The organism is Kitasatospora fiedleri, from assembly GCF_948472415.1.
Classification (GTDB): Bacteria; Actinomycetota; Actinomycetes; order Streptomycetales; family Streptomycetaceae; genus Kitasatospora; species Kitasatospora fiedleri.
The window spans coordinates 4,403,714-4,416,211 of sequence record NZ_OX419519.1 but is presented as its reverse complement, the minus strand read 5'-3'; the positions used below and the strand labels follow the sequence as shown (position 1 = coordinate 4,416,211).

Genomic DNA, 12,498 nt, shown 5'->3' with positions numbered 1-12,498 from the left:
CCGCTCCCGGAGCCGCCCTCGGAGCCACTTCCGGGTGAAAAGCTGACGGAGCGTCAGTTCGGACACGTCCGCCGCCGGGCGAGCGCACGCCCCCTGACCAGGGGTCACGCGCCCCGGTGCGGGCTGTCCGGGGCGGGCAAGATCACGTCTCAGCGGCCGGACGGGCGTTCCGCCGCCGCGCGTCCGGGGGATAGGCTGCGGGGGTGGCTCAGATTCAGATCCCCGCCGACAATCTGCCCAACGACGGCCGCTTCGGCTGCGGCCCCTCCAAGGTGCGCCCCGAGGCCCTGAGTGCCCTCGCCGCCACCGGAACCTCCCTGCTGGGCACCTCCCACCGCCAGGCCCCGGTCAAGAACATCGTCAAGCGCGTCCGCCAGGGCGTCGCCGAGCTGTTCTCGCTGCCGGAGGGCTACGAGGTCGTGCTCGGCAACGGCGGCTCCACCGCGTTCTGGGACATCGCCGCGTTCGGCCTGGTGCGCGAGAAGTCGCAGCACCTGGACTTCGGCGAGTTCTCCTCCAAGTTCGCCTCCTCCGTGAAGGCCGCCCCGTGGCTGGCCGAGCCGACGGTGATCAAGACCGCCCCGGGCACCCACCCGCTGCCGGTCGCCGAGGCGGGCGTGGACGTCTACGGCCTCACCCACAACGAGACCTCCACCGGCGTCGCGATGCCGATCCGCCGCCCCGAGGGCGCGGACGCCGGCTCGCTGGTCCTGGTCGACGCCACCTCCGGCGCCGGCGGCCTGCCGGTCGACATCCGCGAGACGGACGTCTACTACTTCGCCCCGCAGAAGTCCTTCGCCTCCGAGGGCGGCCTCTGGCTGGCCACCTTCTCGCCGGCCGCGCTGGAGCGCGCCGCGGAGATCGCCGGCTCCGGCCGGTACGTCCCGCCGTTCTTCGACCTGCCGACCGCGATCGACAACTCCTCGAAGGACCAGACGTACAACACCCCGTCCATCTCCACCCTCTTCCTGCTGGCCGACCAGCTGGAGTGGCTGAACGGCCAGGGCGGCCTGGACTGGGCGGTGGCCCGCACCGCGGAGTCCTCCTCGATCCTGTACTCCTGGGCCGAGAAGTCCTCCTTCGCGCAGCCCTTCGTGGCCAAGCCCGAGGAGCGCTCCCAGGTCGTCGGCACCATCGACTTCGACGACTCGGTCGACGCCGCCGCGGTCGCCAAGGCACTGCGTGCCAACGGCATCGTGGACACCGAGCCCTACCGCAAGCTGGGCCGCAACCAGCTGCGCATCGCGATGTTCCCGGCCGTCGACCCGGCCGACGTCGAGAAGCTCACCGGCGCCATCGACTACGTGGTCGAGCACCTGAACGACTGACCCGCCCGCCTCCGTCAAAGCCCCGGCCTGCGAGGGTCCGGGGCTTTGACGCATCTTGGAGCAACGCGCCAACAGAGCTCTCCTGTCGATTGGATTCTCCGCCATAGAAAGAGGACCGGCTCCTCCAAATTCCAGCGTTCCTACCCATACGGAGCAGGAATGGGATCTGCTCGCGGTGGGCCTTCTGAAGGCCACCGCCGAGTGTCTACGGCCTGCGGGGCTACGACGTCACCCATGCGGGTCTTCAGGCCTGGCCAGGGCTCGCTCTACCACCGCTTCACGCCCGAAGAGAAGCCTTTGCGGTAGCCGAAGCCGCTGCCTCGACGACCTCGTTCAACAGTCTCCGGGTGGTGTACTTGATCCACACCAGAGACGCCGACATGTCGCAGCGCCTCACCCATCGGGGATACCGCTGCCGGGCAGCGCGAGTCCCGACATGGTCTGGCCAACTGTGCACCCCCCTGTCCGGGCAAGCAGGTCCGCTGCTTCCGCTACTTCTGCACAATCGCACTGATGATCACTACAGCGAGCAATAGAACGAACGCGCCGGTGACGATACGCATACGGGTCTTCGGGTCCACACACCGAGACTAGTCGGTCGAACGCACCGCCTCACACACGCCCCCACCAGAGCCGGCCCACACCTCAGGTTTCACCCCCTCGAACATTTACCTGCCGGCAAGCTGTCGATCGGCCTGTACACACCACCGCCGGGCGGAATCACCTTGAAGGTTCAGTCCCTGGTTGTTCTCACAGCTGTTCCTGGACCGCTCCTCGTCGGGCAACCGCCGCGTTCCAAGTCTCCAATCGATGGGACCGACCCCGCCTACCAGCGTTGTAAATGCCACGGATGACTTGGTCAACGCCCTCCGAGACACGGCAGTTGACAGCCTCACGCAAACCTCGCCCCTTGCCCAGGATGCTGGTCGGCCCCCCACCATGACTAGAGAGCTTTTTGACCAGCGTCGCGTGATCGATTCCCTCGGCGTCGTTCAACACCGAGGCGAGCCCGGTGATGATGTGTGCATTGACAGCATCCGGCGAGTACCCCCATGCTTTCGCAATGATGGCCAGAACGTCCCGCAGGGTTCGCCCGGGGCGATCCGGGGTGGAGCGGTAAATAGCACCGAGCGCAGCCACGGCATGAATGGAATTCGGCGCTCCGCCATCGGAGACCGACCATCCGAGACCAGTTGCAATTTCAACGATCTCCACAGCCTCCTCCCTCCCCGCCGTATATTCCGCCATGAACTTGTAAATAGGCTGAACCCGGCGATTGTCGTTCAGTCCGAGAAAGAGTTCCGCTTCCTCTCGCAGAGAAAGTCCGCGGAAGACCTTCATGTTGATCGGCACATCACCGCACCCTGCAGCCACGCATAGCGACCCGCGATTCTGTCCATCCAGCCAAATATACTCACCGTCCGGACGTTGCGACACAGTCGGAACACCAAGGCGCTTCACGTCGAATCCCTCGCGAAGCTTTCGCTTCACCCAAGATCGATCGATAGGACGAGTATTGACTCGTCCATCTGTCGTCACCATCGACGGCATCAACATCTCAATCTTTGACTCGGCGGCCAGCGCCACCTTCGACCCGCCCTTTTCACTAGACATCCGAAACCCCCTGCATGATCTTTAGCATATGAATCAACACTCGCTTACAGGTTTTCAGTTCTCGTACAAGATAGTCGCGATCCCCCTTGCCCATTTCCCCCACCTCCACAACCCCGGAAAGCCCAACACAAACACCCGATAGGGCATCCACCGCACGCCTGATGTCCGCACAAGACCTAATGCTTGTCGCGCCACTCCCTGCAATATAATCACTTGGCTGCTCCGGCAGGGGGGCCCAGTGGGAGAAACTCGCCCTACCAACCCTCGGAGCAATATTATCCAATGAATTCGGAATCTCGCCCCCACTCCGCAGGAGTCCATGCAAATGCGCGACAACCTTCGCCGAAGACCAGCCCGCAAACTCGAAATCGACAGCCTCCAACATGAGAGACAAGACCTTGCGCGCCCGCAAAGCATCAGAACCAGGCTCGCTTGCACTTTCATTGGATTTTCCGATGGTCGACCGAATTCTCCAGTAAACTCTAGATGAAAGGCCGACTGCAGGAGCTACATGGGTGTCATATGTAAAGTCCATCGAGAAGTCCACATCGGGCTTCGGAAGGGAGTGTAGGCTCATCGCCAGATCCATGCGCTCCCTGACAGTCATCGGAACCGCCCCTTCACATGGCACACGAAGAAGATGTTCGCGAACAATCGAACATGCCTCTACTACGTCAGCAATGCGAACGCATTCGACCGTTTCGAGCCCGACTGCAATGCTGGCCTCATGCCGCCTATACCCACTCAGGAGCACCCCGTCCGGGCCGATCAGCAACGGCTCCAGAAGTCCGCATTTCCTGATGGAAGCCACCAGCGGCTGCAGGTTTCCGCGACCATGGGGCCGCCTCGTCACCGAGAGATCACTGATGGCGACATCCAAACTTTCCACTTCCACCCTTCCCACAAGACGGTTTAATCCATCCGCCATGAGAAAGAAAGCTATCCGATCCACCCAGGCAGCGCAACCGGAGAATAATGCGTGAAAAAATATAATAAGCATTGTCTCGGGTCCGCCGACAGGGCCAATTCGGATCAATTGTTCGATTTTATCGATTGATTGAACTTGCGTTCGGTACCCAGCAAATGAATCGTCACATACCGCACCTGAGCCCATGTGGTTGTCACCCGATAGCTACGCTCCCGGGAGGACCGAGAGCGAACACCTAGGCGAATCGCTCTGATGCCGGCTATATGGTCGCCTGTCGTTTGCACCACCTGCGCATACGCCTTCAGACTCGCTTGTCCAGGGCCTGAACGGACCAGTTCAGCGCCCCAACGGCCGTTCCGGTCTACCGGCATGTCCCACAGCCGCAGTGGAAGATCGGCGTTCCAGCTACTGCAGCCTTGCATGCCCGGCCAGCCCAGTATCGATGCAATTGGCGCGCATGCATCGCGCTGCTACTGACACACACTGACAGGACTCCGTAGCATGTCGCAAAGATGTCAGCGGCCGCCCTCGTCGTCCGCTTTGTGGCGATGCCCCACACCAGCCCAAGGTGCCGGCGGTAGTCAGTCCCAGTGAAGCCCACGAAGAGTTCCCAGCAGTCATCTCTACCCCGTGCCCAGTGATCCAACTTCACTGGGTCGGCATCACGAAATACACATACCTGCTGGTGCCGATCATCACCGGCAGCCGTCCTGGTGCAACTCTGTCGACAGGCCACAGATGGTGCTTTATCGACGCTCCGCTGTGCCTCTCTTCTTTCGGTGCGCCGACGAAACCGACACGCTGTTGGGCTCCGCCGATGGCTGGGCTCGTTACGGTTGGGCAGGCTGGGGGCATGCTCACTTACGACTCGACCGGGTTTCGCCTCGACGGGCGGCCGCTGCGCATCCTGTCCGGCGCGGTGCACTACTTCCGCAGCCGCCCCGAGCAGTGGGCCGACCGGCTCGCGGCGGTGCGGGCGATGGGGTTGAACACGGTCGAGACGTACGTGCCGTGGAACCTGCACGAGCCCGCGCCCGGCCGGTACGCGCGGCTGGACGAGCTCGGGGCATTCCTCGACGAGGCGCACCGGCAGGGGCTGTGGACGATCGTCCGGCCCGGCCCGTACATCTGCGCCGAGTGGGACAACGGCGGGCTGCCCGGCTGGCTCACCGCCCGGCTCGGCCGGCGGGTCCGCAGCAGCGACCCGGAGTACCTGGCCGCCGTCGACGCCTACTTCGACGCGCTGCTCCCGCAGGTGGTCGGGCGGCAGTGGGGCCGCCCCGGCGGCGGCGTGCTGATGGTGCAGGTCGAGAACGAGTACGGGTCGTTCGGCGGCGACGCCGCGTACCTGGACCACCTGGCCCGCGGGCTGCGCGAGCGCGGGATCGCCGTCCCGCTGTTCACCTCCGACGGCCCCGAGGACCACCTGCTCGCGGCCGGCACCGTCCCCGGCGTGCTGGCCACCGTCAACTTCGGCTCCGACCCGGAGGGCGCCTTCGCCGTGCTGCGCCGCCACCGCCCCGAGGACCCGCCGTTCTGCATGGAGTTCTGGAACGGCTGGTTCGACCACTGGGGCGAGCCGCACCACACCCGGGACGCCGCCGACGCCGCCGACACGCTGCGCCGCCTGCTCGCCGCCGGCGGCTCGGTCAACCTCTACATGGCCCACGGCGGCACCAACTTCGGCACCACCGCCGGCGCCAACCACGCCGACCCGCCGTTCAACTCCACCGACTGGACGCACTCCCCCTACCAGCCGACCACCACCTCCTACGACTACGACGCCCCGCTCGACGAACGCGGCCTGCCCACCGCCAAGTTCGACGCCTTCCGGCAGGTCATCGCCGAGTTCGCCGCCGAGCAGCCGGAACTCGTCCGCTACCTGGACGAGCGCGAGCCCGCACTGCCCGCCCCCGCACCGCTGCTGGCGGCCCGCGAGGTGCTCCTCGACGAGTGCGCCGAGCTGCCGTTCGGGCCCGCCGTCACCGCCCCCGTGCCGCCGTCGTTCGAGGAGCTCGGGCTGGAGCACGGCCTGGTCCGCTACACCGCGACGGTGCCCGCGCTCAGCCCCGAACTCCCGCTCACCGTCGAGGGGTTGTGCGACCGGGCCGCCCTGCGGGTGGACGGCGAGCACGTCGCCTCGCTCGAACGGGGCGTTCCCGCCGAGCCGGTCGCCGCGGGCGGCGGCGCCCGCATCCGGCTGCTGGTCGAATCGCTCGGCCGGGTCAACTACGGGCCGCAGACCGGCGAGGCCAAGGGCCTCACCGGCGTCCGCCACGAACGCCAGTACCTGCACGGCTGGCAGGCCGAGCCGCTCGTCCTCGACCCGCTCCCCGAACCCGCCGCCTGGTCCCCCGGCGCCCCCGCCCCGGAACTCCTCGCCCGCGGCACCCTCCACCTCGACGCCCCCGGCGACGCCTTCCTCGCCGTCCCCGAGGGCGGGCACGGCTACCTCTGGGTCAACGGCTTCCTGCTCGGCCGCTACGACGCCCGCGGCCCCCAGCACGCCCTGTACTGCCCCTGGCCCCTCCTCCGCCCGGGCCCCAACACACTCGCCCTGCTGGAACTCGGCACCACCGCCCCCGCCCGCGTCGTCCTCCGCGATACCCCGGACCTGGGCTGAGACCCGCCGCGCGGCCCCGCGCCCCCGGCGTTCACGCCCCCAGCGGCCAGCCCTCCACCACCGTGTAGCGGGCCGGGCCGTAGCCCGTCTCGCTGCGCATCAACTGGATTCGGGCGGCCGTCCACGGCGTGCCCCGGAAGTCCCGCAGGGGGGCGGCCAGCGCCCGCGGCCCGCCCGGGCCGTCGGGCCCGCGGCCGCGGGTGGTCGCGGCCCGGGCCAGGGTCAGGTGGGGGTGGAAGCCGCGTTCCTCGTCGGTGGCGTCGAGCGCCGCCCGCACGTCCGCCGCCAGCCGGCGCAGGGCCTGGACGTCCCCCTCGACGCCCGCCCAGAGCGCCCGTTCGCCGAAGGTGCCGGCCCCGGCCAGGCGCAGCCGGTGCACCGAGTGGGTGCTCGCCAGCCGGGCCAGCTCCCGTTCCAGCGCGGCCACCTCGTCGGCCGGGACCTCGCCCAGGAAGGCCAGCGTGAGGTGCCATCCGGCGGGTTCGGTCCAGCGCAGCCGGTCCGCGCCGGGGAGGGCTCGCAGGGGCTGTACGGCGTCGACGAGTTCCTGCTTGGCGCGGGCCGGCGGGTTCACGGCGACGAAGAGCCTCATCCCGTCATCCTGCCGCACCCCCTGCCCGCGGGTCGGCCGGAGCGTCGGATAGAAAGAAGGGCATGCGCATCCGTACCGGAGGACCGGAGTCCGCCGCCGTCCTGCTCTCCCTGCTCGACGGCGCGGTCGACTGGCTGGCCGCCCGGGGCCGCACCGACCAGTGGGGCCCGGTGCCCTGGTCGCGGCGTCCGGGCGCGGTCGAACGGGCCGAGCGGGTCACGGCGGAGCACCTGGTCCGGATCGCCTGGCCCGACGGCGGTAGCGGCGACGGCGCGGGCGGTAGCGGTGACGGCGGCGCCTACCGCGTCGCGGGCGGTAGCGGCGAGGGCGGCCCGCTCGGCATCTGCGTGCTGGCCGACCGCGCCCCCGCGGGCCTCCCGGCGGCGGGCGAGCCGGAGCTGTTCGTCCGCTGGCTGGTGACCGACCCGGCCCACCGCGGGGCGGGCGTCGGGGCGGCCCTGATCGCGGACGCCCGCCGCCTGGCCCGCGAGCGCGGCGTCGGCCTGCTGCGGGTGGACTGCTACGCGGGCGGCGACGGCCGGCTGGTCGCCCAGTACGAGCGGCTCGGGTTCACCCGCACCGCCGCGTTCACCGAGGACCGGCCGACCGGCCCGTGGCCCGGGCAGCTGCTGGAGCTGCGCACGACTTGAGGCGTGATGTGGCCAGGATCGCATAGCTTGCCTGAAGGAAAACAGGACGGTGGAGCTCCTACCTCAGTCGGCGCCTCGGTGTTAGGAGCTGTCCGGCCGGTCATGTGTGGGGCCACATGGCGAGGGCTACCGCAGTGACGGTATCGAGGAAGACGTAACCGTGTTTGTCGCAATGAGTAGCGACTGCTCTGGCGTGCTTAAGCTTGTTGACGGCCCGCTCGACGGTGTTTCGCTTCCTGTTCCGCTCCTCGTCGAAGCCGGGCGGCCATCTGCCGTGCGAGCCCTTGCGAGGGCGAACGACCTGGCTGTCGGCCTTCTCCGGGATCGTGCCTGATGCCACATCTACGCAGGCAGGCGCGGCACGGGCCGTTGCTGTATTCCTTGTCGCAGGCCAGGCTGACCGGCGTCTTCCGAGGTCTGCCAGGGACGATCCGCAGGATGCGGACCTTCTCCAGTACAGACTCGAACTGCGTGCAGCCCGCCCGCAGACCAACGGTAAGAACAGGAGACAGCGGGCGGCAGTGGCTGTCCCCAATCAGGCGGATCTTGCTGCTGAACTCGCCGCGCGAGCGGCCCAGGCGCTCACGTCCGGTACCACCTCCACCAAGCGGGTGGCCAGGCTCTGCCAGGGCGTCTCGTGCTGGCGTTCTCCCGGCCCGGCCCCCTTTTTGAGGCGAGGGCCGGCGGCGGATCGGTACGGGCTCCGGCTGCGTGCTGATGCGTCCGGACGATCGTGGATTCGACCGAGGTGTCCCAGCCGCGTCCGCTTCGGCCTGGACCTGCTGGAGCAGGCGCTCCCACGTCGCGGCTGCCGACCACAACCGGTGACGTTCGCAGACCGTCTTCCACCACCCGAGCCGCTCGGGCAGGTCGCGTTAGTCCACACCGGTCCGCATCCATTGCAGAATCCTGTCGATTACCCGCCGGTGGTACCGCCACCGGCGGGACCGACCGCAGCCGTTTCCATTCGGCATCTGTCAGATCCCGCCCCATGACGAACCAACGACCGCACCAGGCGAAAGTCACATGATCGGCTGGACAGATCCTAGACGTCAGGACGCGATTCTACGGCCGGCAGGGGCAAGACTCCCACGATCACCACTTGTCTGCTCCGAAGCCTGGCAACGATCCCAGCCGGGACACTGATCAAAATTTTCGAATTAATAGGATCCGAGGGAACGTGCCTGAACTGCAAGGATTCAAATTTTCGCCTCGCGGGAACCGACCGACACTCACTCGCACGCCTGGGACATGGGTATCCCCAACGGGGGATGACTTGCAAACAGATGGCTGAGGTTGGGAGCATGTGGGCTCAACAGCGCGTGGCGCAGCCAGCGAAAATCTTATCATAACCGACTAGAGAGGGGTTTTTGTGTCCCGATCCGCCACACCTCGATGGCGCCACGGAAGCCTTCCGGTGGGCCCTATGGGTATCCTGGTGGCAATTGTAATTATTATCCTACTACAACCCATTCTGCCGAACACACCGGCCTGGGTTGCGGCGGAAACATCAACGATCACCGCAGCAGCCGGATACCTAACCACTCGCGCTCTCCGGAGCCGCTGGCGATTGAGCTGGTAGCTGTGGCTGGCCGCCCAAAGGCCGAAGTATCCACAGGAGCGGCGGAGGAGCTAGCAAAATTCCTCCGCCGCCTTCGTTTTCGGTCGGGCAGGAAAAAAATGACTTACAAAGAGATGGCTGAGGCGACTGGCGGTCGACGCTACTGCTCCGCATCAACCTTCTCCCGCGCCGACCTCGGCGGGGACAGTGTCCCTCGCGTCGAAACCGTGGGCGCATATGTTCTGGCCTGTGGCGGCACATCTACTCAACTCCGACAAGCCTACCGACTGCTGGATGCCGCCCGGGAAAAGAACCAAATGGCTCGCACCAGGGCTCGCATCCGAGACTTGAAGGAATTGTCTCGAATTGTGCGGCAGAAAAATTTTCCCACTGTAGAAAAATCCGAATACTCGCACATGGTCCTTCAGTTCCAAAACGCACTTCGCAAGTATCGCATCGAATCCGGAAGTCTTTCATATCGATCTATCGAAGCAAACGCTCGGGCGGCTGGATTTCAGATCCCGAAGAGCACTGCCCATCGAATCATTTCTACGGAGACGCCACTCCAATGGGCCCAGGTAAAGGCATTCCTCGTCGGATGCCGCCCTGGCCATACCCCCGACCTGATGCCGTGGTACTGCGCCTGGATAACGACGTTCGGCCCGTAGGGGGATCTGACCAGGACCGCCACTGGCGAACCGGGCAGAGATAGATCTAGAGAAGGTACAGATTTTCCACTGCCGAAATTTGGCAAATAATTCCTCAGGCCTGACTGGCCTGTGATGAGGCGCCACGGAAAACAATGTTGTTTTTCGCGGCGCCTCATCACAATTGAAGCCAAAAGAGATCCCGGCAGAGACAGGACACCGAGGCAGCATGAGAATATTTGAGACGCGGGGCGGGTGTCGCGTCTCACAGATCCTTCGCTGCTGCAGGCCCTATATGCCAAGCAATCAGGAACAACAAACCGCCTGGCTCTCACTTGTATGGCCAGAGGGCCTGCCGTCAGCAGGCGGTCGCCAGGTCGTCCTTCTGCACCACCGAGAACACCCGGCCCCGGGTCCGCACCGGGTGCGGGTCCAGGCGCAGGCGCAGGCCGCTGATCCGGCCGAGCACCAGGGCGACCACGCCGGCCGCCGCGGCGGAGACCAGGCCGCAGGCGAGCAGGCCGAAGCGCGGGCCGTACTGGGCGGTGATCCAGCCGACCAGCGGGGCGCCGATCGGGGTGCCGCCGGTGAAGACCAGGACCAGCAGGCCCATGACGCGGCCGCGCATCTCGGGGTCGGTGCCGAGCTGGAGGGCCGAGTTGACCGAGGTGTTGAAGGTCAGGCCGAACACGCCGATCAGGGTGAGCAGCAGGGCGAAGGTCCAGTAGCCCGGGGCGAACGCGGCCAGCACCTCCAGCGCGCCGAAGGCGCACGCGGCGAAGACCAGGCGGCGCAGCCGGGGCGCGCCGCGGCGGGCGGCGAGCAGGGCGCCGGTCAGCGAGCCGACCGCCATCGCGGTGTTGAGCAGGCCGTACGCGCCCGCGCCGACGTGGAAGGTGTCGTGCGCGAAACCGGAGAGCAGGGTCGGGAAGTTGAAGCCGAAGGTCCCGATGAAACCGGCGAGCACCATCGGCCAGAGCAGCTCGGGGCGCTCCTTGACGTACCGCAGGCCCTCGCGGAGCTGTCCGCGCTCACGGGCGATCCGCTCGACGGGGCGCAGTTCGCTGCTGCGCATGGCGAGCAGGCCGCCGATGACCGCGACGAAGGAGAACGCGTTCACGGCGAACGCCCAGCCGCTGCCGACCGCGGCGATCAGCGCGCCGGCGACGGCGGGGCCGACCAGGCGGGCGGTCTGGAAGTTGGCGGCGTTCAGGCTGACCGCGTTGGCCAGGTCCTTGGCGGGCACCATCTCGCTGACGAAGGCCTGCCGGGTCGGGTTGTCGACCACCGTGACCAGGCCGAGCAGCAGCGCGAACAAGTACACCACGACGGGCGTGACGGCACCGGTGACGGTGAGCACGGCGAGGACGGCGGCGAGCAGGCCCATCGCGCCCTGGGTCGCGATCAGCAGGCGGCGCTTGGGCAGCCGGTCGGCGAGGACGCCGCCCCACAGGCCGAGCAGCAGCATCGGCAGGAACTGCATGGCGGTGGTGATGCCGACCGCGAACGGGCTGCCGGTGAGGCTGAGCACCAGCCAGTCCTGGGCGATGCGCTGCATCCAGGTGCCGGTGTTGGAGACCACCTGGCCGGCGAAGTAGTACCGGTAATTACGGATGCGCAGGGACGAGAACATCCCTCCCGGGCGGGTGAACCGGCCCGGCGAAGCGGCGGGGGTCACCGCCGCGGTGCGTTCGTCGGGGTCGTCGTCGCCGCTGCCCGGCAGGCCCGCGGAGGCGGGTGCCTGGCTCTGCGCGGCGGGGGCGCCGGCGGGCGCCGCCCCGGTGGTGGCGGCCGCTTCGTCGATGAGCGGTTCTTCGTGGCGCGGGCCCGCGGGGCGGGTGACCGGGCGCCGGGTGTCGGTACGGAGGTCGGTGCGGATGGTCGCGGTGCGGATCGCGGCGGCGCGGGCGGCCGGCGGTGTCAAGATGGTCTCCCCTCGGCACACCGCGACCGGTCGGGCGGTCGCGGTGCGGTCTGTGGCACTGGTGGGTCCTGCGGTGATGCGGTTCTCCTTCGTTCACCCGGGACGAGGTCGGACGGGTCGGACGGGGTCGGGGCGGTGCTACAGGTTGGCCAGCTTGTAGAGCACGGGCGCGGCCGCCTTGAGCCGCTCCCACTCCTCCGCGTCGAGGCCCTCGGCCAGCCCGGCCAGCCAGGCGTTGCGCCGGCGGCGGGACTCGTTGAGGATCTCCTCGGCCTGCTCCGTACTGCTGACCACCACCTGCCGGCGGTCCTCCGGGTGCGGCTCGCGCCGCACCAGGCCCTTCTCCTCCAGCATCGCGATGATCCTGGTCATGGAGGGCGGCTGGACGTGCTCCTTGCGAGCCAGCTCGCCCGGCGTCGCCTTGCCGCAGCGGGCGAGCGTGCCGAGCACCCCCATCTCGGTGGGGCTCAGCGACTCCTCGACCCGCTGGTGTCGCAACCGGCGGGCCAGGCGCATCGCGGCCGACCGCAGCTGGCTGACCGCCAGCAGGTCGTCCTCGTACATCTCGGGCATGTCCTTAGCCTACGTCATTACCGAGTCTAAGGAAAATTGATTTCGGCCGCACGCGCGC

8 protein-coding genes are annotated in these 12,498 nt (G+C 67.4%); 3 read left to right on the top strand and 5 right to left on the bottom strand.

Annotation, left to right across the window (positions count from 1 at the left end):
* Positions 1 to 203: 203 nt before the first annotated feature.
* Complete coding sequence (serC, locus tag QMQ26_RS20510) at positions 204 to 1,328, top strand: phosphoserine transaminase (RefSeq protein ID WP_100836769.1); 1,125 nt, start codon at positions 204 to 206, stop codon at positions 1,326 to 1,328.
* Between the two features lie 750 nt (positions 1,329 to 2,078).
* On the opposite strand, the gene QMQ26_RS20505 is transcribed toward serC, so the two are convergent.
* A complete protein-coding gene (locus tag QMQ26_RS20505; RefSeq protein ID WP_282202259.1) occupies positions 2,079 to 2,942 on the bottom strand; it encodes a DUF6551 family protein in 864 nt (287 codons plus the stop codon).
* Complete coding sequence (locus QMQ26_RS20500; protein WP_282202258.1) at positions 2,935 to 4,056, bottom strand: ParB N-terminal domain-containing protein; 1,122 nt, start codon at positions 4,054 to 4,056, stop codon at positions 2,935 to 2,937. Before QMQ26_RS20500 ends, QMQ26_RS20505 begins: the two co-directional genes overlap by 8 nt.
* Positions 4,057 to 4,723: 667 nt before the next feature.
* Here QMQ26_RS20500 and QMQ26_RS20495 point away from each other — a divergent pair.
* On the top strand, positions 4,724 to 6,493 hold the full coding sequence (locus tag QMQ26_RS20495) for a glycoside hydrolase family 35 protein (protein ID WP_282202257.1): 1,770 nt from the start codon (positions 4,724 to 4,726) through the stop codon (positions 6,491 to 6,493).
* 31 nt (positions 6,494 to 6,524) lie between these two features.
* Here QMQ26_RS20495 and thpR read toward each other — a convergent pair whose 3' ends face one another.
* Entirely contained in the window at positions 6,525 to 7,085 is a 561-nt protein-coding gene (thpR, locus tag QMQ26_RS20490) for an RNA 2',3'-cyclic phosphodiesterase (protein ID WP_282202256.1), read from the bottom strand.
* A gap of 62 nt (positions 7,086 to 7,147) precedes the next feature.
* Between thpR and QMQ26_RS20485 the strand changes: the two genes are divergently transcribed.
* Positions 7,148 to 7,735 carry a GNAT family N-acetyltransferase gene (locus tag QMQ26_RS20485; protein ID WP_282202255.1) on the top strand — a complete coding sequence of 196 codons (588 nt, stop codon included), beginning with the start codon at positions 7,148 to 7,150 and terminating at the stop codon, positions 7,733 to 7,735.
* Positions 7,736 to 10,301: 2,566 nt separating this feature from the next.
* Here QMQ26_RS20485 and QMQ26_RS20475 read toward each other — a convergent pair.
* Entirely contained in the window at positions 10,302 to 11,867 is a 1,566-nt protein-coding gene (locus QMQ26_RS20475) for an MFS transporter (protein WP_449768960.1), read from the bottom strand.
* Positions 11,868 to 12,005: 138 nt separating this feature from the next.
* A complete protein-coding gene (locus QMQ26_RS20470; protein WP_100836774.1) occupies positions 12,006 to 12,440 on the bottom strand; it encodes a MarR family winged helix-turn-helix transcriptional regulator in 435 nt (144 codons plus the stop codon).
* Positions 12,441 to 12,498 lie beyond the last annotated feature (58 nt).

Bases quoted from the DNA above. Each gene is read 5' to 3' on its own strand.
- thpR (WP_282202256.1), bottom strand. From the start codon at position 7,085: ATGAGGCTCTTCGTCGCCGTGAACCCGCCGGCCCGCGCCAAGCAGGAA.
- QMQ26_RS20495 (WP_282202257.1), top strand. From the start codon at position 4,724: ATGCTCACTTACGACTCGACCGGGTTTCGCCTCGACGGGCGGCCGCTG.
- QMQ26_RS20470 (WP_100836774.1), bottom strand. From the start codon at position 12,440: ATGCCCGAGATGTACGAGGACGACCTGCTGGCGGTCAGCCAGCTGCGG.
- QMQ26_RS20485 (WP_282202255.1), top strand. From the start codon at position 7,148: ATGCGCATCCGTACCGGAGGACCGGAGTCCGCCGCCGTCCTGCTCTCC.
- QMQ26_RS20500 (WP_282202258.1), bottom strand. From the start codon at position 4,056: ATGGGCTCAGGTGCGGTATGTGACGATTCATTTGCTGGGTACCGAACG.
- QMQ26_RS20505 (WP_282202259.1), bottom strand. From the start codon at position 2,942: ATGTCTAGTGAAAAGGGCGGGTCGAAGGTGGCGCTGGCCGCCGAGTCA.